Source organism: Erwinia billingiae Eb661 (assembly GCF_000196615.1).
Taxonomy (GTDB): Bacteria; Pseudomonadota; Gammaproteobacteria; order Enterobacterales; family Enterobacteriaceae; genus Erwinia; species Erwinia billingiae.
This window is the reverse complement of record NC_014306.1, coordinates 3,235,084-3,257,141: the sequence shown is the minus strand read 5'-3', so window position 1 is coordinate 3,257,141 and position 22,058 is coordinate 3,235,084. Positions and strand designations below refer to the sequence as shown.

At 47.3% G+C, this 22,058-nt stretch carries 20 protein-coding genes and 1 other annotated feature; of the genes, 9 read left to right on the top strand and 11 right to left on the bottom strand.

Annotated elements, in window-relative coordinates; all coding sequences use genetic code 11:
- The first annotated feature begins 13 nt into the window (after window positions 1–13).
- From rfbC to gndA, 7 genes are all read left to right on the top strand, one after another.
- On the top strand, window positions 14–559 hold the full coding sequence (gene rfbC, locus EBC_RS16355) for a dTDP-4-dehydrorhamnose 3,5-epimerase (protein ID WP_013202941.1): 546 nt from the start codon (window positions 14–16) through the stop codon (window positions 557–559).
- Window positions 556–1,374, top strand: coding sequence for an ABC transporter permease (locus EBC_RS16350; protein ID WP_013202940.1), 819 nt, complete (start codon window positions 556–558; stop codon window positions 1,372–1,374). The genes rfbC and EBC_RS16350 overlap by 4 nt, the downstream gene beginning before the upstream one ends.
- Window positions 1,364–2,698 (top strand): ABC transporter ATP-binding protein, encoded by a 1,335-nt coding sequence (locus EBC_RS16345; protein WP_013202939.1) that lies wholly within the window; start codon window positions 1,364–1,366, stop codon window positions 2,696–2,698. Before EBC_RS16350 ends, EBC_RS16345 begins: the two co-directional genes overlap by 11 nt.
- A complete protein-coding gene (locus EBC_RS16335) occupies window positions 2,695–6,264 on the top strand; it encodes a glycosyltransferase (protein WP_013202938.1) in 3,570 nt (1,189 codons plus the stop codon). The genes EBC_RS16345 and EBC_RS16335 overlap by 4 nt, the downstream gene beginning before the upstream one ends.
- A 38-nt stretch (window positions 6,265–6,302) precedes the next feature.
- A complete protein-coding gene (locus tag EBC_RS16330; RefSeq protein WP_013202937.1) occupies window positions 6,303–7,199 on the top strand; it encodes a glycosyltransferase family 2 protein in 897 nt (298 codons plus the stop codon).
- On the top strand, window positions 7,196–8,035 hold the full coding sequence (locus EBC_RS16325) for a glycosyltransferase (protein WP_013202936.1): 840 nt from the start codon (window positions 7,196–7,198) through the stop codon (window positions 8,033–8,035). The genes EBC_RS16330 and EBC_RS16325 overlap by 4 nt, the downstream gene beginning before the upstream one ends.
- Window positions 8,036–8,179: 144 nt before the next feature.
- A complete protein-coding gene (gene gndA / locus EBC_RS16320) occupies window positions 8,180–9,586 on the top strand; it encodes an NADP-dependent phosphogluconate dehydrogenase (protein ID WP_013202935.1) in 1,407 nt (468 codons plus the stop codon).
- Window positions 9,587–9,645: 59 nt separating this feature from the next.
- Here gndA and EBC_RS16315 read toward each other — a convergent pair whose 3' ends face one another.
- The 11 genes from EBC_RS16315 to hisL form a co-directional block, all read right to left on the bottom strand.
- Window positions 9,646–10,761 (bottom strand): succinylglutamate desuccinylase/aspartoacylase family protein, encoded by a 1,116-nt coding sequence (locus EBC_RS16315; RefSeq protein WP_013202934.1) that lies wholly within the window; start codon window positions 10,759–10,761, stop codon window positions 9,646–9,648.
- 55 nt (window positions 10,762–10,816) lie between these two features.
- Entirely contained in the window at window positions 10,817–11,614 is a 798-nt protein-coding gene (locus tag EBC_RS16310) for an ABC transporter substrate-binding protein (RefSeq protein ID WP_013202933.1), read from the bottom strand.
- 118 nt (window positions 11,615–11,732) lie between these two features.
- Complete coding sequence (gene hisIE / locus EBC_RS16305) at window positions 11,733–12,344, bottom strand: bifunctional phosphoribosyl-AMP cyclohydrolase/phosphoribosyl-ATP diphosphatase HisIE (protein WP_013202932.1); 612 nt, start codon at window positions 12,342–12,344, stop codon at window positions 11,733–11,735.
- The gene (gene hisF, locus EBC_RS16300; protein WP_041692061.1) at window positions 12,338–13,114 is read right to left on the bottom strand and encodes an imidazole glycerol phosphate synthase subunit HisF; all 777 of its coding nucleotides are present in this window, start codon (window positions 13,112–13,114) and stop codon (window positions 12,338–12,340) included. The genes hisIE and hisF overlap by 7 nt, the downstream gene beginning before the upstream one ends.
- Window positions 13,096–13,833, bottom strand: coding sequence for a 1-(5-phosphoribosyl)-5-[(5-phosphoribosylamino)methylideneamino]imidazole-4-carboxamide isomerase (gene hisA / locus EBC_RS16295; protein WP_013202930.1), 738 nt, complete (start codon window positions 13,831–13,833; stop codon window positions 13,096–13,098). Before hisA ends, hisF begins: the two co-directional genes overlap by 19 nt.
- Window positions 13,834–13,838: 5 nt before the next feature.
- Window positions 13,839–14,429, bottom strand: a complete 591-nt coding sequence (hisH, locus tag EBC_RS16290; protein WP_013202929.1) for an imidazole glycerol phosphate synthase subunit HisH — start codon at window positions 14,427–14,429, stop codon at window positions 13,839–13,841.
- Window positions 14,429–15,496, bottom strand: coding sequence for a bifunctional histidinol-phosphatase/imidazoleglycerol-phosphate dehydratase HisB (gene hisB / locus EBC_RS16285; protein WP_013202928.1), 1,068 nt, complete (start codon window positions 15,494–15,496; stop codon window positions 14,429–14,431). The genes hisH and hisB overlap by 1 nt, the downstream gene beginning before the upstream one ends.
- Window positions 15,493–16,584, bottom strand: coding sequence for a histidinol-phosphate transaminase (gene hisC / locus EBC_RS16280; RefSeq protein WP_013202927.1), 1,092 nt, complete (start codon window positions 16,582–16,584; stop codon window positions 15,493–15,495). The genes hisB and hisC overlap by 4 nt, the downstream gene beginning before the upstream one ends.
- Window positions 16,581–17,888 (bottom strand): histidinol dehydrogenase, encoded by a 1,308-nt coding sequence (gene hisD, locus EBC_RS16275; RefSeq protein ID WP_013202926.1) that lies wholly within the window; start codon window positions 17,886–17,888, stop codon window positions 16,581–16,583. The genes hisC and hisD overlap by 4 nt, the downstream gene beginning before the upstream one ends.
- A 3-nt stretch (window positions 17,889–17,891) precedes the next feature.
- Window positions 17,892–18,791 (bottom strand): ATP phosphoribosyltransferase, encoded by a 900-nt coding sequence (gene hisG / locus EBC_RS16270; protein WP_013202925.1) that lies wholly within the window; start codon window positions 18,789–18,791, stop codon window positions 17,892–17,894.
- Window positions 18,792–18,868: 77 nt separating this feature from the next.
- Window positions 18,869–18,991 (bottom strand) — a sequence feature (His leader region).
- Window positions 18,967–19,014 (bottom strand): his operon leader peptide, encoded by a 48-nt coding sequence (gene hisL / locus EBC_RS25810; RefSeq protein WP_100396937.1) that lies wholly within the window; start codon window positions 19,012–19,014, stop codon window positions 18,967–18,969. It overlaps the preceding feature by 25 nt.
- Window positions 19,015–19,193: 179 nt before the next feature.
- Between hisL and EBC_RS16265 the strand changes: the two genes are divergently transcribed.
- Together EBC_RS16265 and EBC_RS16260 are read left to right on the top strand one after the other, a co-directional pair.
- Complete coding sequence (locus tag EBC_RS16265; protein WP_013202924.1) at window positions 19,194–20,021, top strand: SDR family oxidoreductase; 828 nt, start codon at window positions 19,194–19,196, stop codon at window positions 20,019–20,021.
- 190 nt (window positions 20,022–20,211) lie between these two features.
- Window positions 20,212–21,939, top strand: a complete 1,728-nt coding sequence (locus EBC_RS16260; RefSeq protein ID WP_013202923.1) for an LTA synthase family protein — start codon at window positions 20,212–20,214, stop codon at window positions 21,937–21,939.
- The last annotated feature ends 119 nt before the right edge of the window (window positions 21,940–22,058 follow it).

Sequence of the window (22,058 nt, the reverse complement as noted above, 5' to 3'; positions counted from 1 at the left end):
GAAGGGTAATTATATGAAAGTTATCACAACATCACTAACTGATGTCCTGATTTTTGAACCTACTGTATTTGGTGATACGCGTGGGTTCTTTTTTGAAAGCTTCAGCCAGCGATTTTTTGATGAATCGGTTGGTCGTCACGTCAATTTTGTGCAGGATAACCATTCCAAATCGGCTAAGGGCGTACTCCGTGGGCTCCACTATCAATTAGACCCAGATGCTCAGGGTAAGTTGGTCCGTTGTGTTCAAGGGGAAGTGCTTGATATTGCAGTAGACATACGCAAAAGCTCATCTAGTTTTGGCAAATGGGTAGGTGTGATTTTAAATGCTGAAAATAAGCGGCAGTTATGGATTCCTGAAGGTTTTGCTCATGGCTTCGTGACGTTGAGTGATACAGCAGAGTTTGTTTATAAAACAACAAATTATTATGCTAAGAATAGTGAAAGATCTATTCTTTGGAATGATCCTGAAATCGGTATCGATTGGAAAACTGAAGATGTGCTGCTTTCCGATAAGGACCTACTAGCATCAGAGTTTAAAAATGCTGAGGTTTTCGAATGAGTGTTTTAGTGAAAACGTCAGTTGATTTATTATCGAGTGCATATAAAAACAAGCGTTTAATTTATACGTTAACGAAGCGTGAGGTCATTAGTCGTTATAGAGGATCTGTATTTGGTCTATTATGGTCTTTTTTCACACCGATCTTAATGTTAGTTGTTTATACATTTGTATTTAGTGTGGTATTTCAGGCCAAATGGAGTGAAGGTCACACTTCTAAGTCAGCTTTTGCTTTAGTTTTATTCTCGGGTTTGATTATCTTCAACTTGTTTTCAGAATGCATAAACAAAGCACCTTCTACAATCATAGCAAATTCAAATTATGTAAAAAAAGTGATATTTCCATTGGAGATATTACCATGGGTCAACATGGGGGCTGCACTTTTTCATTTTTTGATTAGTTGCATTGTATGGTTGGTTTTTTATATTTTTGAAGTTGGAATGCCCCATGTAACATTGCTTCTTCTGCCTTTTGTTCTGTTACCGTTGATATTAATGACAATGGGAATGAGCTGGTTACTTGCTTCATTGGGTGTCTATTTGAGGGATGTTAGTCAATTAGTAGGTATTATCACCATGGTACTTATGTTCCTTTCACCCATATTTTTCCCTACCTCTGCTCTGCCTCCTGAAGCACGCTCGTTACTTTTACTTAATCCTTTAGCGCATTTTATTGAGCAGACTAGGGAAGTGATGTATTGGGGACGAATCCCGGAAATCTATCCTTGGATCAAAGGAATGGTTCTTAGTAGTGTGGTTTGCTGGTTTGGTTTCTACTGGTTCCAGAGAACTCGCAAGGGGTTTGCAGATGTCATCTGATAATATCATTGAAATCACAGGGCTGAGTAAATGTTACCAGATTTACAACACGCCAAAAGATCGTCTATTTCAAATGTTTTACCGTGGCCGGCGAAAACTCTATCGAGAGTTTTGGGCATTAAAACAAGTTTCTTTCAGCCTGAAAAAAGGTGAAACGGTAGGTATTATTGGACGAAATGGTTCTGGTAAATCAACTTTATTACAGATGATTTGCGGAACGCTGACACCGACAGATGGTGAAGTTAAAGTCAAGGGTAAAATTGCGGCTTTATTAGAATTGGGCGCGGGTTTTAATCCTGAATTTACGGGCCATGAAAATATCTTTATGGCAGCGTCTTTGTATGGACTTAACAATGAACAAATTCGATCTCGCTATCAAAGTATTTTAGAGTTTGCAGATATTGGTGATTACATTGACCAGCCTGTTAAAACATATTCCAGCGGAATGTATGTGCGTCTTGCCTTTGCTGTCATTGCGCATGTAGACGCAGATATTCTTGTTGTTGATGAAGCTTTAGCCGTAGGCGATGCTGTTTTCACACAGAAATGTATGCGTTTTATACGCAAGTTCAAAGAAAATGGCACTCTGCTTTTCGTCAGCCATGATGCGAACTCGGTAATAAATCTATGCGATAAAGCTATTTGGCTCCATAAAGGTGAAATGGTTACCTCTGGAAAAGCAAAAGATATTGCTGAGAAATATCTGCAGTATACATTGCAGGAAACCTATGGTGACGATACCAAGTTAGAGAGCGTTAGAAATGAAGTAATTGAAGCTGAAAACAGTGAAGATGCCGCAGAGATACAGGACAACAGTGACCACATAAATTATCATTCACAATATGGAATTGAAAATAATTTGTCCATGGCCAATGGCTGGAAAACTGGACATGGTGAGATTGTTGCCACATCTTTCATAGACGAAAAGTCTGGAGAGAGTATCCATGTGTTTAAAGGTGGAGAGAGAGTAAAACTACGGATTGACGCCCTTGCTCACCAAACGCTTTCGTCTCCAATCATAGGCTTTTTGGTGAAAGATCGACTTGGGCAAGTGCTATTTGGCGAGAATACATTGCCTTATACTAATGACTATCCAACTGAGGTAGCGGCGGGAAGTCATTTTTATGCCGAATACAACTTTGTGCTGCCGATGCTTCCAAATGGCGAATACGCCATGATGATCTCACTAGCAGATGGTGACATAAATAATCATGTTCAACATCACTGGCTTCACGATGCAGTAATAATAAATGTTTCTTCAAGTGATGTTCGCTGGGGACTGGTTGGTATTAAATTTAATGATGTAAAGTTGGGAATTCAATGAAAACTTTATTTGAACTTTATGATGAGCATGTAGGGAAATCTTCTGATAAGTGGTCCATCTATCTTGAAACCTATCATGAAACACTGTCACATCTCCAATCGTCGGCTATTAATTTTTTAGAAATTGGTGTTCAGAACGGCGGCTCTCTTGAGATCTGGGATAAATATTTTCCTAATGCCAGGAATATCGTTGGATGCGATATTAATGAGAAGTGCGCATTGCTTGAATATAATAATGATAAAATCAAAGTGGTTATCGATGACTCATCTACTCAAAATGCAAAAAATAAAATAGCTGATATTTCATCGAGTTTCAACGTAATCATTGACGATGGTTCACATAACTCTTCTGATATCATTAAGTCATTTTTACTTTATTTCCCTATGATAGAAGAGAATGGCTATTATATTATAGAGGATTTGCACTGTAGTTATTGGGAAAATTTTGAAGGTGGTCTTTACGACCCATACTCCTCGATGTCTTTCCTGAAAAAACTCGCAGACATTCCTAATTATGAACATTGGGGAATTCAAAAGTCAGAAAGTACGTATTTAAAGCCTTTTTATGAACATTATGATTGCTCTGAATTTGATCAAGTCGATTATAGCCAAATCCATTCTGTTCAGTTCGTAAATTCTTTATGTATAATTCGAAAAATGATTAAGGATGAAAATGTTCTTGGTAAAAGAGTTGTGTCTGGAGAAGAGGATTTAGTTGTTCAAGGCCATAAGGAAATTAATGGCACGCTGAATATCCCACAAAATCAAATTAATAATCCATACAGTGATTTACCTACCTTTCCTGAAATGGAATGGGCACGTCTTAATGAAAGTAATATACTGCACATTAATGAAAGGAAAAATCTCGAAGCATCAATTGAAAAACTAAATCGTGATGTTTTATACTTCAAAAGTATTGAAGATATTTTGAGAAAAGAACTTGACCAAAATTATAAAAAAATAGCTGATAATGACCATCTAATTCATCGTTTGTCTCATGATAATCATGCGTTACTTACTTCATCCAGTTGGAAAATTACATCTCCTATACGTAAATTAATCTCCCAGTTAAGATATGTCAGGAAGGGTATCGAAGTCGCCACCCGAGTGTATAAAAATTATGGTTTTAGCCGCAGTTTTCAACGGGCAAAAGTGATTTATCAAAGTAATGGTATTCATGGGATAGTTAGTAAACTAAAATATGTCAATAAATTGCATCAAGCTTCAATAATCGTTGAGCGTAAAAATCTTCAGGCAGTGAGTGTTATTGCTGAAAAAATTCTTGTACCAAAGGTCCTGATTATTGCCGAGTTATCAATACCGCAATGTCGCAAGTATAGGGTAGACCAAAAGGTTGAGCTATTCAAAAAACTGGGTATATCCGCGACTGTTATGGACTGGACACATCAAAACGAGTGTATTGAAGCATTGCAAACACACTCACTTGTGATTTTTTACCGTGTGCCAGGTTATGATAGTGTTGACCCTGTATTTGATGAATGTGAACGATTGAATCTCACTACTCTTTGGGAGGTAGATGATCTTATCTTCGATGCTGACATTCTACGCGAAAGTAAAACCTTGCAGGCTCTTGACGAGCATACTTATAAAGCCTTACTAGAAGGTGCCGAACTTTATAAGCGCGCCATGTTGAAATGTTCTGGGGCTATTGCCTCAACCCAAGATCTTGCTGAGGCGATGGTTGCGGCAGGAGCTAAGCATGCCTATGTTGTTGAAAACGCGCTCGATCCTGAAACAATAATAACTGCTCAAGAAATCCTACCGGGTCGAAAAAGCGATGAAGATGGTATCATTCGTATCGTTTATGGATCTGGAACGACGACACATAATATAGATTTTCTTGAAGCCTCTGATGCAATATTGAGTATTCTCAAACAAAATAAAAACGTTCATTTCCGTTTGGTAGGTATGTTAGACCTCCCAGAAAGCTTCGATGAAGTTCATTCACAAATTGAACGTGTCGGATTGTGTGCTTATAAAGATTACCTTAAAGTACTTGCCGAGTGCGATATTAGCCTTGCCCCTCTGGAAGACTATGTATTTAACTACTCAAAAAGTAATATCAAATTTATAGAAGCTTCCATTCTCGCAATTCCAAGCATATGCTCCCCAAGGCCTACATTCAGCCGTGTCATCGAACATGGAAAGAATGGTTTCCTATGCGAATCAGATAATGAATGGTTTGCTGCTTTGTCAGAATTAATTAACAATTCTGACTTACGTAAGTTGATAGGCGAAAGCGCCAAAACTTCTGTAATGAATCATTATTCCCCTGAAAGTGTTGCAAATGACCAGGTTAAGAAGATAGTTGGTGGTTTTGAACGTTTACATAATGAATCAACAGTTAAAAATGTACTATCAGTAAACTGCTTCTATAATCCACGGTCTTTTGGCGGTGCGACAATTGTTGCTGAAGAAATGAATAAACGTTTTGATGACAATCAAAAAATAAATATCCATGTCTTAACTTCGCTTTCAGAAGAATATGCGACACCTTATCAAGTGCGTCGTTATGGTGTCTTAGGTCATGAATGTTATGGAATTGGCTTACCGAATTATCTTCCTGAACAAAACCAGGTAATTAACAATAATATTGATGAAGCATTCATTGAGATTTTGAAAATTGTTAAACCAGATTTGGTTCATTTCCATTCTATTCAAGGCTTGGGTATTTCAATGCTGGAAATTTGTGCCCAGCAAAACATAGAAATTAGCGTTACAGCTCACGACTATTGGTGGCTGTATGATCACCAATTTATACTTAGCTATGACAATAAGCATAAGACACGTGGGATATTTAACCATGCTCTTTCAAATTCTTCACCGGATGAGCATAGTAACAGTTACTATGTGATGAAAAAAAGAAAAGCGTTATTATTAGCTTCGAAAATATTAACTCCAAGTGTTTTCACCGAAGGGTTATATAAAAATGAAGGCTTCGCAAAGGCAATATTGAATAAGAATGGTGTCAATTTACCTAAAGCTGAAATAAAAAGGAAGGCCCCGTCCATAGTCCGCTTTGGATATGTAGGGGGAAACACTGATATCAAAGGCTTCCATTTGATTAAATCCGCTTTTAAATCAATCCCAGCTGAAAGTGCGCAGATAACTATTGTTGATAATACTTTAAATCTTGGTTATGCATCCTTCAATAATCACGATCTTGTTAATTTCAAAAACCATAAGGTCATTCCTGCGTTCACGCAAGAAACTATGGACGATTTTTATGACGGCATAGACGTGCTGCTTTATCCAACGCAATCTAAAGAGAGCTTTGGCCTAACGGTCCGTGAAGCGCTTATCAGGAATGTTTGGGTTATTACATCAGATGCTGGCGGTGCGCCTGAGGATATCATGCCTGGCCAAAATGGATTGATCATACCCTTCGATAACGATGCTGAAAATTTAAAGAAAGCAATTCTTGAAACTATTGAACATTTCAAGCTGATGCCTAAAGACGAATCTGTTCTTCTCCCGCACTCACACATTCGTTCATTTGACGAACAATATGAAGAGTTAGCTGATATATATCTTTCAACTCACTGATAAAAGGGCCTTTGGCCCTTTTTTAAGGATTGAATTTAGTGAATGGGAAAATATTAGCCATAACCGTTACATGGAAACCCTTGGTAAGCCAGGTCTGCCGACAAGTAGATCGACTTCTGGATGAGAATGTAGATGTATTAGTTATTGATAATGGTTCGGTAAATAGTGAAGATTTAAGTATAGGACTGCGTGAGTATGGCACTCGAGTTACGCTGATGAAACTTGAAAATAACTTCGGTATTGCTTATGCACAAAATCGGGGTATTGAAATCGCCATTCAGCAGAATTTCCAATATGTTCTTCTTATGGACCAGGATAGCTTACCAGAAAGTAATATGGTTTATAAATTGTTGGAAGCTCTCAATGAACTTCCTGATGCGGCTGCAATTGGTCCTAACTTTATTGATGATGAACATAAAACCCGGTCTCGTTTCATACGTCTGGAACGACTCAAAATTGTCAAAATGTCATCCAGTGATAGCCCAAATCTCGTTGAGGTCGATCATCTCATTGCATCTGGTTCACTCATTCCCATCCAGCATCTATCCAGAGTGGGCTTCATGGATGAATCATTATTTATTGATTATGTCGATATCGAATGGGCATTACGTGCACGCTCTATGGGATTTCGATCCTATGGGCTTTTCTCAGCCCGTATGTTTCATACCTTAGGTGATGCTCATTTAAATGTGTTAAGGCGTAAAATTGCTGTGCATTCTCCTCAAAGGTATTATTACATGGTCCGGAATGCACTTCTACTTTATAAGCGGCCATATATTTCTAAAAGCTGGAAACTTGTTGATGCATTTAAATTAGCAGCTAAGTTAACATTATTGTTAATGTTGTCACCGGGACGCATCAAAGTTTTCAAAGCGATTCTTTATGGCATTTTTCATGGTTTTTCTAATAAATCGGGAAAGTACGTATTAAAATGAAAGAAACTTCATTGAATGACGACTCTTCATTTCAAGATTTACGGACTTGCCTTCGTATTTCTGTAGTTACTTTTTATATTGATGATGATATTGACCGCTTATTAGAGTCCATTGTATTATCAGCTAAAAATATCTCAAATACTAAGTTAGAAGTGATTATTGTCGAGAATGGTTTTAAAACAAAGAATACTCATCACATCCAGATCGAAGAAAAATATTCATTTTGTCAGGTTATTATAACCGGTGCTAATATTGGTTATGGAAAAGCGCATAACCTTACTCTTACAGAAAATGCTGATTATCACCTCATTCTTAACCCGGATATAATCCTTTCTGAGTATTCTTTAGTCAATGCCATCGAATTTATGTCGTTGCATCATGATTGTGGTCTTGTCACTCCCCTGGCTAGGTGGCGAAATGGTGAGCAGCAATACCTGTGCAAAAATTACCCAGATGCTTTCACATTATTAGTACGGGGTTTTGCGCCTAACTTCGTAAGGAAATTCTTAAAATCACGTCTTCGAAAATATAGCATGGTGGACGAAATTTCTGACGACAAGGTATTTTGGCAACCTCCCATTGTTAGTGGTTGTTTCATGTTATTTCGTAATAGCGTACTACTGGATTTGAAGGGTTTTGATCCGCGTTATTTCCTTTATTTTGAAGACACCGATCTTAGTTACCGTGCTGCTAAGCTCACAAAGATAGCCTATGTTCCTACTGTTGAAGTTGTTCACCATGGTGGTAATGCTTCAAGAAAAGGTTTGAAACATATCTCATTATTTACCAGCTCAATGATTAAGTTTTTTAATAAAAACGGTTGGAAATTGTTTTAACACACTATCTTTGGGGGGATACAAAAAAATAATTAAAGCTTTTTAAACCTATAACACCTATTGCTACCCTCAATCACCTAACATCAGTTAATATGTTCCGCATACAAGCTAACAGCCTACGTTATCCCAAGACAGGAGTATGTAATGTCCAAGCAACAGATCGGCGTTGTAGGTATGGCAGTAATGGGCCGCAACCTGGCTCTCAACATCGAGAGCCGCGGTTATACCGTGTCCATCTTTAACCGTTCACGCGAGAAGACAGAAGAAGTCATCGCAGAGAACGAAGGCAAAAAACTGGCGCCTTACTACACCATCGAAGAGTTTGTTGATTCCCTTGAGAAGCCACGTCGTATCCTGCTGATGGTTCAGGCAGGCGAAGCGACTGACAGGACTATCGCCTCTCTGACTCCGCACCTTGATAAGGGCGATATCCTGATCGACGGTGGTAACACCTTCTATAAAGACACCATTCGCCGTAACCGCGAACTGTCTGACCAGGGCTTCAACTTCATCGGTACCGGTGTTTCCGGTGGTGAAGAGGGCGCACTGAAGGGCCCATCCATCATGCCTGGCGGCCAGAAAGAAGCTTACGAGCTGGTTGCCCCAATCCTGAATGAGATTGCTGCGCGTGCAGAAGGCGAAGCTTGTGTAGCCTACATGGGTCCGGATGGCGCGGGTCACTATGTCAAAATGGTGCACAACGGTATCGAGTACGGCGACATGCAGCTGATTGCAGAAGCTTACTCCCTGCTGAAAAATGCCCTGAACCTGAGCAATGATGACCTGGCGAAAACCTTCAGCGAGTGGAATGAAGGCGAGCTGAGCAGCTACCTGATCGACATCACCAAAGACATCTTCACCAAAAAAGATGAAGACGGTAAATACCTGGTTGATGTGATTCTGGATGAAGCAGCGAACAAAGGTACCGGTAAGTGGACCAGCCAGAGCTCTCTGGACCTGGGCGAGCCACTGTCACTGATCACCGAGTCGGTGTTTGCGCGTTACCTGTCCTCGCTGAAAACGCAGCGTGTTGCAGCGTCCAAAGTACTGAGCGGTCCAACCGTGCAGACTATCTCTGGTGATAAAGCCGAGTTCGTTGAGAAAGTTCGCCGCGCTCTGTACCTGGGTAAAATCGTTTCTTACGCTCAGGGCTTCTCTCAGCTGAAAGCCGCTTCTGACGAAAACAAATGGGATCTGCATTACGGCGAGATTGCTAAAATCTTCCGCGCTGGTTGCATCATCCGTGCTCAGTTCCTGCAGAAGATTACCGATGCTTACGCAGACGATTCCAACATTGCTAACCTGCTGCTGGCGCCGTACTTCAAAAACATCGCTGATGAATACCAGCAGGCGCTGCGCGATGTTGTGGCGTACGCTGTACAGAACGGTATCCCGACACCAACCTTCTCAGCTGCTATCGCTTACTACGACAGCTACCGTTCAGCGGTACTGCCAGCGAACCTGATTCAGGCGCAGCGTGACTACTTCGGCGCACACACCTACAAGCGTACCGATAAAGAAGGTGTGTTCCACACCGAGTGGATGGAATAACATCCTCCGCTATTAAAAAAGGCTTCCTTCGGGAAGCCTTTTTTTTGTTTCATGCACACTCACGGAACCAGCAAATCCCCGTCACGAATCGCGTCTTTCCCGGCAAGCCTCGTCACCAACATTCCCGCCGTTGCAAACCTTACCCAGTGCCTCGCATACAGCAATCCACCGTGTTCAGCCACCAATGGCGTCAGCCTGTCGGTTAACGGGTCCAGAATGTCGGCGACGACTTCTCCAGCTTCAATCCACTCACCAATCTCGCGGCGATGCAGGATCACCCCTGAATGCGGCGTGGTGATGTATTCACAACCCGCCAGCGGTACGGCTTCATTATGCAATTCTGGTAGGGGAGGCGCTTCACCAATGATGTAACCCGCGTGAATCAAAGCATTGATAATGGCGTCGGCATCTGTTTCTGCCTGCGCATGGCTGACATCTCTTACGCCACGCAACTCAAGCGTCACCGGCAGCAGCGGCTGCGGCATTGGGAAGCTGTCGCCAAATTTACGCTGCAAATACAGCCAGGGTTCACAGCAGGCTTCATCAAACGGTTCACCGCCGGAGATGTCGGCAATAAGCTGCACATCGCTGCCAATGTATCGCGCCAGCGGCTCAATCGCCTGCCACGCGTGCGGCATTGTGTAGAGATGCGTGACCGCTTCCCAGTCGCAGTGAATATCAATCATCAGATCGGCCTGACAGGCCATTCTCATCAACGTGTGGCGTTGCGACGTCAGCTCTGTCACCACCGTTGCGCCGTCAAAGTAGTCGTTAATCGCTGCGCGAATCAGTTCACGATTAGACTCAGCATCCTGGGTCAATTTGCCAGCCAGCCGTTCCGCCAGCGCCGGGCCCAACGCGGGGAACTGCCGATTGAAATCCTGCCCGGAGGCAGTTTCGAATCGCCCTAAATGCGTACCGTGCCAGTGCTGACCCAACGCAATCGGGTTGGCAACCGGAACCAGGGTGATAGCGGCGGCCAGGCGTCCTTCAGACTCTAAGGTCTTCAGCTTTTGCTTCAAATACCAGGCAACGGCTACGCCAGGCAGTTCATCGCCGTGTAAGCCCGCCTGAATATAGACCTGACGAGGAGAAGGTTCGCCAAAGTGACAGCTGATGATTTCGCGTTGCGTTCCCAGCGAGGCGCTGAGCAGGGGATGATGGCGTTGTTGCATGGTCAGATCACTTGAAAGGGGGAAGAGTGTCGCGCCCGCAGACGCGACTCAGACACTATTTTTGAATGGAGATATCGGTCGCGAAATACTGCTTCTGAATCTTATCAAAGGTGCCGTTTTTCTTGATTTCCGCGAAAGCGTTGTCCAGCGCGGTTTTCAGCTCTGCATCGCCTTTACGCAGGCCAATCGCGGTGCCAGGGCCGATAATCGGATCCTGCACAATCGGGCCGGCCAGTTCGAAATCTTTGCCCTGAGGATGCTTCAGGAAGCCGATAGCCGCCTGTGCCGCATCGGTAAACACCGCATCAAGGCGGCCGGAAACCAGATCGCTCTCAACCTGAGCCTGATCGCCGTAAGGAACGACGTTCACCCCAGCCGGCTGCCATTTCGCCAGCGCATAGCGCTCCTGCACGGTACCCTGTTCAACGCCGACGGTTTTGCCTTTCAGCGATTCCGGGGTTGGCAGCAGACCGGAGCCTTTGCGGGCAATCAGCTGGGTTTTGGTGTCATACATCGGCTCGGTAAAGTCGATCTGCTTGAGGCGTTCTTCGGTAACGCCCATGTCCGACAGAATGGCATCGAATTTACGCGCTTTCAGGGCCGGGATCATGCCGTCGAACTGGCTTTCCACCCATACGCATTTCGCCTGCATCTGAGTACAGAGTGCGTTACCCAAATCGATATCAAAACCGACCAGTTTGCCCTGCGGGGTTTTGGACTCAAAAGGAGGATAGGTTGGGTCCACCGCGAAGCGAACCCGGTCGATTTTGGCCTGAGCGCCAAAAGCGCAGCCTGCCATCAACGAGGCAATCGCTGCCTTACGCAGCACAGAAGACATCAAAGCTTTAGCCATTATTTATTACATCTCAATAACTTTACACAAGCATTCAGAGTAACTGCTGCTGCCGGTGGTGTGAATTTTTAATTGTAAAAAAAAGCCGGTTTCCCGGCCTTAGCAACAGTGCTGAGAACTACTTGTGACGTTCACGCAGGTTGTTGATGATGGTGCTCAGATTCAAATCCTGATCCTGCAGAAGGACCAGCAGGTGATAGATTAAATCGGAGGCTTCGTTAGTCAGTTCATGGCGATCGTTAACGGTCGCCGCCAGTGCGGTTTCCACACCTTCCTCACCCACTTTCTGCGCGATACGCTTGGTGCCGCTGGCGTACAGGCTGGCGGTATAAGAGCTTTTTGGATCCGCGTGCTTACGTTCAGCCAGCAGTTGCTCCAACTGGTAGAGGAACGTCCAGTCAGGGGCGGCCGGAGAGAAGCAGCTCGAGGTACCCAGATGGCAGGTGGGGCCAATCGGGTTCGCCAGAATCAGCAAGGTGTCGTTATCACAATCCGGTGTGATGCTGACCACGTTGAGGAAGTTTTCAGAGGTCTCGCCTTTGGTCCACAGACGCTGTTTGGTGCGCGACCACAGGGTCACTTTGCCAATTTCCAGCGTCTTAGCCAGCGCTTCCTGATTCATGTAGCCATGCATCAGCACTTCACCCGACACCGCGTGTTGGACGATGGCCGGCATCATGCCGTCAGTTTTTACCCAATCTAGCTGGGCCAGCTGTTGTTCTGTTAACACGCGCGGATCTCCACACCTTTTTCAATCAGGAACGCTTTCAGTTCCCCGATATTAATAATCTGCTTATGGAAGACGGAAGCGGCCAGCGCACCGTCGACATCGGCATCCCGGAAGGCTTCGTGGAAGTGTTCCATGGTGCCCGCGCCGCCAGAGGCAATCAGCGGCACCTTGCAAACCTCACGCATCTTCTGCAGTTGGATCAGGTCGTAGCCGTTGCGCACGCCGTCCTGATTCATCATATTCAGCACGATTTCGCCCGCGCCACGCTTCTGCACTTCCTGCACCCAGTCCAGCGTTTCCCAGGTGGTAACCTTGGTACGGCTTTCATCGCCGGTATATTGATTGACGTGATACTTGCCGGTTTCGCTGTCGTACCAGGTATCAATGCCAACCACGATGCACTGCACGCCAAACCGGTCGGCAAGGCGGGTGATCAGCTCGGGATCGGCCAGCGCCGGCGAGTTGATTGAAATCTTATCGGCACCAAATGACAGGATCTGGGCGGCATCTTCCGCCGACTTGATCCCGCCCGCGACGCAGAAGGGGATATCGATCACTTCAGCCACGCGGGAAACCCAGCTTTTATCGACGACGCGGCCATCTGACGAAGCGGTGATGTCGTAAAACACCAGTTCATCCGCGCCTTCCTGGGCATAACGCTGGGCCAGTGGCACGATGTCGCCAATAATTTCGTGATTACGGAACTGTACGCCTTTCACTACCTGACCGTCGCGGACGTCCAGACAGGGTATTATCCTTTTTGCCAGCATGAGATTGCCTCCGCAACGGTGAATTTACCTTCCAACAGGGCGCGACCGACGATCACGCCTTTTGCACCGCAGCCGTTCAGCGCCGCAACGTCATCCAGCGAACCAATGCCACCCGAGGACTGGAAGGCGATGTTTGGGAAGCGGGCGGACACTTCGCGATACAGCTCAACATTGGAACCGCTGAGCGTGCCATCGCGGGAGATATCGGTGCACAGCACATGCTTCAGGCCGACCGGCAGGAACTGCTCAATCACTTCTTCCAGCGTCACGCCGGCGGCTTCCTGCCAGCCGCTGATCGCCACTTCCTTGCGGTTGTTGGCATCAATACGCACGTCCAGTGCCAGCACAATGGCATCCGGGCCGTACTGCTTAAACCAGCTTTTCACTTCTTCAGGATCTTTTACCGCCGTTGATCCGACCACCACGCGGGTGGCACCGGCGTTCAGCAGCGCTTCCACATCGTCACGGGTGCGGATACCGCCACCCACCTGCACCGGCACATTAACGCCTGCGAGCAACGTGGTCAGCAGCGGGATCTGGCGCGCCGCCGGATCTTTGGCACCGGTTAAATCCACCAGGTGCAGCACTTCCGCGCCCTGAGCTTCATAATCCTGTAAACGTGGCAGCGGATCGCTGCCGTAATCACGCTGCTGGCCATAGTCGCCCTGATGCAGACGGACCACTTTGCCTTCTATTAAATCTAACGCGGGGATAATCATGCCCGTTACATCTCCAGGAAGTTTTTCAGCAGCTGCGCGCCAGCGGCACCGGAACGCTCCGGGTGGAACTGCACGCCGAAGAAGTTATCTTTCTGCACCGCAGCGGTAAAGGCTTCACCGTAGCTGCATTGGGCGATGGTGTACTCGTTTACCGGCATGGCATAGCTGTGCACGAAGTAGAAGTAGGATCCATCAGGAATGCCGCGGAACAGGTGATTACCCGCCTGTGAGGTGATCTGGTTCCAGCCCATATGCGGCAGCGGGAGACCCAGGTCGACCATCTTCAAAACCGGTTGCTCGATGATGCCGAGGGTTTTCACGCCGCCGCTTTCATCGCTTTCAGAACCCAATAGCTGCATGCCAAGACAGATGCCCAACACCGGTTGAGTACAGGCTTTGATCAGCTGAATAAGCTCACGCTCGCGCAGCTGATCCATCGCCGCCTGCGCGGTACCCACGCCTGGCAGCAGCAGTTTATCTGCCTGTAACACCGTATCGGCATCACGGCTCACGATCGGATCGTAGCCCAGACGTTGCACGGCCCACTTTACCGATGAGAGGTTGGCGCAGCCTGTATCCAGGATCACCACGTTCATTACAGCACTCCTTTCGAGCTGGGCAGCGTGTTGCCCTCAACGCGAATGGCCTGACGCAGCGTACGGCCAAAGGCTTTGAACAGGCTTTCAACGCGGTGATGGTCGTTTTTGCCCTTGGTTTTCAGGTGCAGGGTGCTCGCCATGGTGTAAGAGAGCGAGCTGAAGAAGTGTTCAACCATCTCGGTGCTCAGGTCGCCTACGCGCTGATAGCTGAACTCGGCTTTATATTCGAGGTGCGGGCGGCCGGAGATATCCAGCGCGCAGCGTGCCAGGCATTCGTCCATTGGCAGCACAAAGCCAAAGCGGCCGATGCCACGTTTGTCACCCAGCGCTTTCAGTAAGGCTTCGCCCAGCGCCAGGCCGGTGTCTTCCACGGTGTGGTGATCGTCGATATACAGGTCACCCTTCACATCGATGTTCATCCGGAAACCGCCGTGGGTGGCAATCTGATCGAGCATATGGTCAAAGAAGCCGACGCCGGTGTTGAACTTGCTGTTGCCTTCACGATCCAGCCAGACTTCAACGCTGATCTGCGTTTCTTTAGTATTACGCTTCACCAGCGCATGACGATCGCGTTTGGTCAGCTGCTGTTCAATCGCCAGCCAGTTAAGGTCGTTGCGCGAGTAGAGCAGGCCGGTAATGCCCATGTTGCTGGCCAGCTGCACGTCCGTCGCGCGGTCACCAATCACGTAGCTGTTGGCGGTATCCAGCACGCCAGCGGCCAGCCAGCTTTCAACCATTTTGGTTTTCGGCTTGCGGCAGTCGCAGTTGTCAGCAGGCAGATGCGGGCAAATCAGCACATCATCAAACTGCACACCCTGTGAGGAAAGGATTTGCATCATCAGGTTGTGCGGGCCATCGAAATCAGCCTGCGGGAAGCTGTCGCTGCCCAGGCCATCCTGATTGGTGATCATCACCAGTTTAAAGCCGGCTTTCTGCAGTGACAGCAGCACCGGGATCACGTCTGGCTCAAAGGCCAGCTTGTCCATGCGATCCACCTGGAAGTCGGTCGGCGGCTCGGAGATGATCGTGCCGTCACGATCGATAAAAAGGACTTTCTGGCTCATGCTTGCTCCCTGGTATCGGACGCGCCGGGTAAGGTTTTCAACGCCAAAATGGCGCGGTTACACTCTTCACGGGTGCCGACGGAGATGCGCAGGCATCCCGACAGCCCCGGCTGTTTGTTCTGGTCACGCAGAATAATGCCTTGATCCCACAGCGTTTTAAAGACCTGGCTGGAGGCGGTAAAGCGCGCCAGAACGTAGTTTGTCTCGCTTGGGAACACCTGCTCCACGCAGTCACATTGCTGCAAGGCGGCAATCAGCTGTTCACGGGTGGCAACCAACTCGCTGACGTGGGATTTCATTATTGCAATGCCATGGTCGCTCAGCGCCTGGGCTGCAATGTCGGCGACCGGCGTGGAGAGAGGATAGGGTGCGATAACCTTCATCAACAGGGCAATCACCTCAGCATTCGCCAGGGTGAAGCCACAGCGTAATCCCGCCAGCGCAAAGGCTTTCGACAGCGTCCGCAGGATCACCAGATGGGGATAGGCTTGCAGCCAGCCGGTCAACGACGCCTGCGGGCAGAATTCGATGTAAGCTTCATCCGCAACCACCAGTGCTTTGCCACGCGTCATTTCCAGTAGCTGACGAATATCGTCAGGATTAACCAGATTACCGGTCGGGTTGTTCGGGCTGCAAATGTAGACCAGCTTCACGCCATCCAGTTGTTCAGCAATGGCTGGAAGGTTCAGTTGCCAACCCTCACCGGCTTCCACGGTGCGATATTCCACGCCGATGGTTTCAGCGCTGACGCTGTACATGCCGTAAGTCGGTGGGCAGAACAGCACCGCATCTTTACCCGGTTCACAGAATGCGCGGATCAGCAGTTCGATACCCTCATCGGCACCCCGGCTAACCAGAACCTGCTCTTTGGTCAGACCGGCGTAAGCGGCATAACGCTCAATCACCAGCGCAGGCTGACATTCCGGGTAACGGTTGAGGGTTTGCTGCGACAGCTCAAAGGGCACGGCCAGCGGATATTCATTGGCGTTCAGCCAGACATCACCGTTGCCACCCAGACGGCGGGCAGACTGATAAGGCGTGAGGGCGCGGACGTTAGCCCTCGCCAACTCTTCAATCTTAGTGCTCATGGCTTCTCCTTAAGCGCGGCAACGCGCAGGGTGACGGCATTTTTGTGTGCGGTGAGCTGTTCGGCGGCTGCCAGAATCTCGATGGTCGGTGCGAGGTTCAAAAAGCCTTGCGGCGTCAGCTCCTGCACGGTCATACGCTTCTGGAAATCCGCCAGACCGAGGCTTGAACAGGTTGCGGTATAACCGTAGGTCGGCAGCACGTGGTTGGTGCCGGACGCATAGTCGCCGGCAGATTCCGGTGACCAGTCACCCAGGAAAACCGACCCAGCGCTGGTGATGCTGTCTACCCAATCACGCGCCTGACGCGTCTGGATAATCAGGTGCTCCGGCCCATAGCGGTTGCTGATTTCAATGCACTGCTGCAGATCCCTGGTGACAATCAGACGGCTGCTTTCCAGCGCCTTCCGTGCAGTTTCTGCGCGTGGCAATTCGGCCAGCTGAGTTTCTATCGCTGCAGCCACTTCTTGCGCCATCTGTAATGACGGCGTCAGTAAAATAACCTGAGAGTCCGGACCGTGTTCAGCCTGGGAAAGCAGGTCGGAAGCGACAAACGCCGGCGTCGCTTCCGCATCGGCAATGACCAGCACTTCAGAAGGTCCGGCGGGCATATCAATCGCGGCCCCATCAAGGCGCTGGCTGACCTGGCGCTTCGCCTCGGTCACATACGCGTTACCCGGTCCAAAAATCTTGTCGACTTTCGGCACCGATTCCGTGCCCAGCGCCAGCGCGGCAATTGCCTGCGCGCCGCCAACCTGGAACACTTCCTTCACACCACAGAGTTTGGCGGCATAGAGGATTTCGTCGGCAATCGGCGGCGGCGAACACAGCACCACGCGCTGGCATCCGGCGATGCGGGCCGGGGTGGCCAGCATCAATACGGTCGAGAACAGCGGGGCGGTGCCGCCCGGAATATACAGACCCACCGAGGCCACCGGACGGGTGATCTGCTGGCAGCGTACGCCTGGCTGCGTTTCGATATCAACCGGTGGCAAGGTTTGCGCCACGTGGAAGATTTCAATGTTGCCTACGGCCATGGCCATCGCCTGCTTTATGTCATCACCCAGACGGGCGGCGGCCGCGTCAATTTCCTCTGCGGTGACACGCAATGCATCAACCTGGGTCTTATCGAAAGCCGCGCTGTAGAAACGCAGTGCCGCGTCGCCTTCCGCTTTGACCCTATCCAGGATGCCGCGCACGGTAAGGCTGATATTCTCTGATGCTGAAATCGCCGGGCGAGTCAGAAGCGCGTGTTGCTGCGCGTCATCACAAGTCTGCCAGTCGATGGGGGTCGCGAAGTTTGCCATCGGTTACTCCATCATCTTCTCAATTGGCAATACCAGAATGGAGCTGGCGCCCAGCGCTTTCAGCTTTTCCATCGTTTCCCAAAACAGGGTTTCGCTGCTGACCATATGCATAGCGACGCGGCTCTTGTCGCCCGCCAGTGGCAATACGGTAGGGCGCTCGGCACCCGGCAGCAGGGAGATAATATCTTCCAGCTTTTCGCTTGGCGCGTGCAGCATGATGTATTTGGATTCGCGGGCCTGAATAACGCCCTGGATACGGGTCATCAGTTTGTCGATCAGTTCCTGCTTGGCGCCTGGCATTTCGCCGTCACGCTGGATCAGACAGGCTTTAGAACGGTAAATCACTTCAACTTCACGCAGGCCGTTGGCTTCCAGCGTGGCGCCGGTAGACACCAGGTCACAAATGGCATCCGCCAGACCGGCACGCGGGGCCACTTCGACTGAACCATTCAGCAGGCAGGATTTGAACGCCACGCCCTGTTTGTCCAGATATTGCTTCAGCAGGTGCGGATAAGAGGTGGCGATACGGGAGTTTTGTAAACACTGCGGACCGGTATATTCATCATCAACGGACATCGCCAGTGACAGACGGCAACCGCCGAAATCCAGACGACGTAGGGTGAAATAACGCGGGTCTTCGCCCTGAGCACGACGGTTCAGCAGCTCTTCTTCCAGCACGTTCTCGCCAATGATACCAAGGTCAACTACGCCATCCATGACCAGGCCCGGAATATCGTCATCACGGACACGCAGAATATCGATCGGCATGTTCTCGGCGAAGGCAATCAGACGCTGCTGCTGCAGATTGATTTTGATGCCGCAGCGGGAGAGCAATTCGCGTGAATCATCGCTTAAACGGCCTGATTTCTGCATAGCTATGCGTAAACGGGTGTTATCTAACATCGGTACCTTTCCTTATTTCCTGTCTGCTTCGACCTGAGATTATTGGCAGTTCGTCCATCCTGGCCAGGGCATGGCCCAAAAAAAAGCCCCCGGAAGGTGATCTTCCGGGGGCTTCTCTTGCGTTCTGCACCACTGGAAGATCCTACTCGTCTTCCAGCACACATCGCCTGAAAGACTAGTCAGGGTGATGGTGATGATGGTGGTTGAACTGAACGCGTGTCATAAAATTCTCTTGGATGAATGGATATTCATTTCGTGACAAATAACCTAACGCAGGAGATAGCGAGGCGCAACCCTTTTTTGTCAATGATGAAAGATTCTCTCATCATCTGTGCATTGTCACTGACACTCGGCTGGCGTAGGTTTAGGGTATTGAGCAGGCCTCACTACAGGAGTCAGAGGATGAAAAAAGTTGCCATTATTGGTCTGGGTTGGTTGGGGATGCCGTTGGGGCTGTCGCTCACCGCTCACGGCTGGCAGGTTACCGGCAGTAAAACCACGCTGGATGGGGTTGAAGCTGCGCGGATGTGCGGCATTGAAAGCTATTTACTGGAGCTGACGCCCGAACTTATCTGCGATCCCGATGATTTAGACGCGCTGCTGAGCGTGGATGCGCTGGTGATCACCTTGCCAGCCAGTCGGACAGCCGAAGGCGGCGAAAACTATCTGTTAGCGGTGCAGCAAATTGTCGATAGCGCGCTGGCCCGATCGATTCCGCGAATCATTTTCACCAGCTCAACCTCTGTCTATGGCAGCGGTTCCGGGGTGATGAAAGAAAGTTCGCCGCTTGAGCCACAGACGGTAGCCGGTAAAACGCTGAAGGAGTTAGAGGACTGGCTGCATCATTTGCCGAATACCTCGGTCGATATCCTGCGTTTGTCCGGGCTGGTGGGGCCGGAACGTCATCCGGGCCGCTTCCTGGCAGGGAAAACCGATCTGACCGATGGTAGCCATGGCGTCAATCTGGTGCATCTTGAAGATGTGGTTGCAGCGATTTCTTTACTGCTGAAAACGCCGAAGGGTGGCCACATCTATAACCTGAGCGCGCCGAAGCATCCTGCCCGTAACGTGTTCTATCCCGCCGTGGCAAGGCAGCTTGGCCTGACGCCACCGACCTTCCGCCAGCAAGAAGGCGGAGACGCTGGTAAGTTGATCGACGGCAGTAAAATCTGCAGCGAGTTAGGGTTTGAATATAGCTATCCGGATCCGGCGAAGATGCCGCTGAAGTAGCTATTTATAGGTTACTAAATCAGTAAATAATCGTTTTTGGAAAGAATGCTTATTTGTCTTAATAAGCTAACATGTCAAACTGCAGAATTGGACAGACATGTTAGCTTAACGCATTGCTTAGAAATGGTTTTTATCTCCGACTCGTGGTAAAATTCAAAGAAAATCACAACTTTATTACGGGGATATTACAGTGCAGTTAAATTTTTTAAAGAAAAATGTTTTTCTTTTACCATGGGTATTGCTGTTATGCTATTCTTCTTTCTCATTCTATACAAATGGCCTACAAGAATATATTTTTCCAACTGTATTTGAATTGATAGCGGTGTATTTATTTGCGTCGCTTGTTTTAACTTATTTGCGAATTCCTTTCGCTTTATTTGGTTTTATTTGTTATGTTTTAATGCTTCCAGTTTTACTACAGGTTCAGTTCGTTTTCACTTCAGGGGATTATGTTTCCGAGTTGGCATTATGGAACGCTGACTCAGCAAGTTTTATTACTATGCCTTACCAGGAGTTTATACCTTTTATTATATTTTTTGTATTATTTACATTTATTCCAGCACACCTATACACTTTAAGTAAAAAAAGTTTAATAGCTTATGTAGTGGTTTTTTTAAGTTATGCTTTAATTGTTTTCAATTCCGCCTCCGTTAATAAGATTGACTACAAGTATCGCTCCCCACTGTCTTCGGCGATAATTACTTATTTTAAGTACCATCATATGGTCAATAAGTCAAAAAAAGACTCTGTCAGTCAAGTCGAGAAAGACAATGCACTAAACAGGTTCAAAAAGAATGAGTATTATGGAGATGATTCTAATTTTACACATCTCCTTTCTAACGCGCCTAAGAGGCCAAATGTTATAGTCTTTTTCATAGAGGGCATGTCTGCCAATATTATCGATTCCTATGGAGGGAAATACGGTGACTTAACACCGAATTTAGATACCCTATCTGAAAAATCAATAATGGTAACCAATTATTATAACCATACTGCTGCAACATTTAGAGGTTTAAGAGGTCAATTATCTTCAAGTTATCAGTATAGAGGAGGGAGTGATTCTCAAAATAAGGGTTACGACCAGATTTCTAAGAATGAATTGATTGAAAATTCATTAGTAAAATTCTCTACTCTTCCAAATATACTCAGGGGTAAAGGCTACCGCAGTTATTTTATTAGTCCGCATTATCAGGGGGCTAATCTTAACACTTCTCTTGAAACTTTAGGGTTTGACAAGGTGTTCACTCGTGCAGATAATCCCGATGCTAAGGGGAATCTCCAGTCACCAATGACCGATCGTGAACTAATAGACTTCCTGAAAAAAAACGTCAACCAACTAAAAAGTCCCTTCTTTATTGGGCTTTACAATTTTGGCACACATTTAACCATCGACAGTCCAGATATTAAATATCAAGATGGAAGAAGCAATGTTTTGAACAGATTTCATAACATTGATGCTCAATTTGGACGGTTTATGGATTATTTCCATGAAAGTGGAATGGATAAGAATACCGTATTAATATTTACTACGGATCATGCATCCTTTCCTGCTCCTGAGTTTACTGATTTTATTGAAACACCGAAACGTTATTTTATTGACAAAATACCACTTCTTATTTATTGGGGAGGGGTGGTACCAACAAAAATAAATGCAAGAGGTTCTAATACAATTAATCTTGCACCAACAATTATGAATATACTGCGCTACAAAAAGGGTGAAAACTTCTTTTTAGGATGCTCATTGTTTGAGAGTAATTGTCTTACTAAAACAAACATGGAAGCATATGGCGACAGCTATTTTATTAGTGATCAGCAGAATGTGTATCCTGAGTTTGCTCTTCCTGAAGACAAGCGTAAAGCCTTTGCTGAAGGAAAAAACATGATTTTAGAAAGTTATAAAATGACAGCGAATCCCTGAGTTAAAATAGACTGGCAATTACTGCGATGCGGAGAATTAACCCTTTCTGTGTCCTCTGATGAATAAAAATCTACATCTGTAGCCTAAGTGGTCCGCAAAAGTTGCGGCCACTTAGGCAC

Bases quoted from the DNA above. Each gene is read 5' to 3' on its own strand.
- hisD (WP_013202926.1), bottom strand. From the start codon at position 17,888: ATGGCAAACTTCGCGACCCCCATCGACTGGCAGACTTGTGATGACGCG.
- hisF (WP_041692061.1), bottom strand. From the start codon at position 13,114: ATGCTGGCAAAAAGGATAATACCCTGTCTGGACGTCCGCGACGGTCAG.
- hisH (WP_013202929.1), bottom strand. From the start codon at position 14,429: ATGAACGTGGTGATCCTGGATACAGGCTGCGCCAACCTCTCATCGGTA.
- EBC_RS16350 (WP_013202940.1), top strand. From the start codon at position 556: ATGAGTGTTTTAGTGAAAACGTCAGTTGATTTATTATCGAGTGCATAT.
- hisC (WP_013202927.1), bottom strand. From the start codon at position 16,584: ATGAGCACTAAGATTGAAGAGTTGGCGAGGGCTAACGTCCGCGCCCTC.
- hisA (WP_013202930.1), bottom strand. From the start codon at position 13,833: ATGATTATCCCCGCGTTAGATTTAATAGAAGGCAAAGTGGTCCGTCTG.
- hisG (WP_013202925.1), bottom strand. From the start codon at position 18,791: ATGTTAGATAACACCCGTTTACGCATAGCTATGCAGAAATCAGGCCGT.
- EBC_RS16325 (WP_013202936.1), top strand. From the start codon at position 7,196: ATGAAAGAAACTTCATTGAATGACGACTCTTCATTTCAAGATTTACGG.
- EBC_RS16335 (WP_013202938.1), top strand. From the start codon at position 2,695: ATGAAAACTTTATTTGAACTTTATGATGAGCATGTAGGGAAATCTTCT.
- EBC_RS16345 (WP_013202939.1), top strand. From the start codon at position 1,364: ATGTCATCTGATAATATCATTGAAATCACAGGGCTGAGTAAATGTTAC.
- EBC_RS16265 (WP_013202924.1), top strand. From the start codon at position 19,194: ATGAAAAAAGTTGCCATTATTGGTCTGGGTTGGTTGGGGATGCCGTTG.
- gndA (WP_013202935.1), top strand. From the start codon at position 8,180: ATGTCCAAGCAACAGATCGGCGTTGTAGGTATGGCAGTAATGGGCCGC.
- hisB (WP_013202928.1), bottom strand. From the start codon at position 15,496: ATGAGCCAGAAAGTCCTTTTTATCGATCGTGACGGCACGATCATCTCC.
- rfbC (WP_013202941.1), top strand. From the start codon at position 14: ATGAAAGTTATCACAACATCACTAACTGATGTCCTGATTTTTGAACCT.
- EBC_RS16315 (WP_013202934.1), bottom strand. From the start codon at position 10,761: ATGCAACAACGCCATCATCCCCTGCTCAGCGCCTCGCTGGGAACGCAA.
- EBC_RS16310 (WP_013202933.1), bottom strand. From the start codon at position 11,614: ATGGCTAAAGCTTTGATGTCTTCTGTGCTGCGTAAGGCAGCGATTGCC.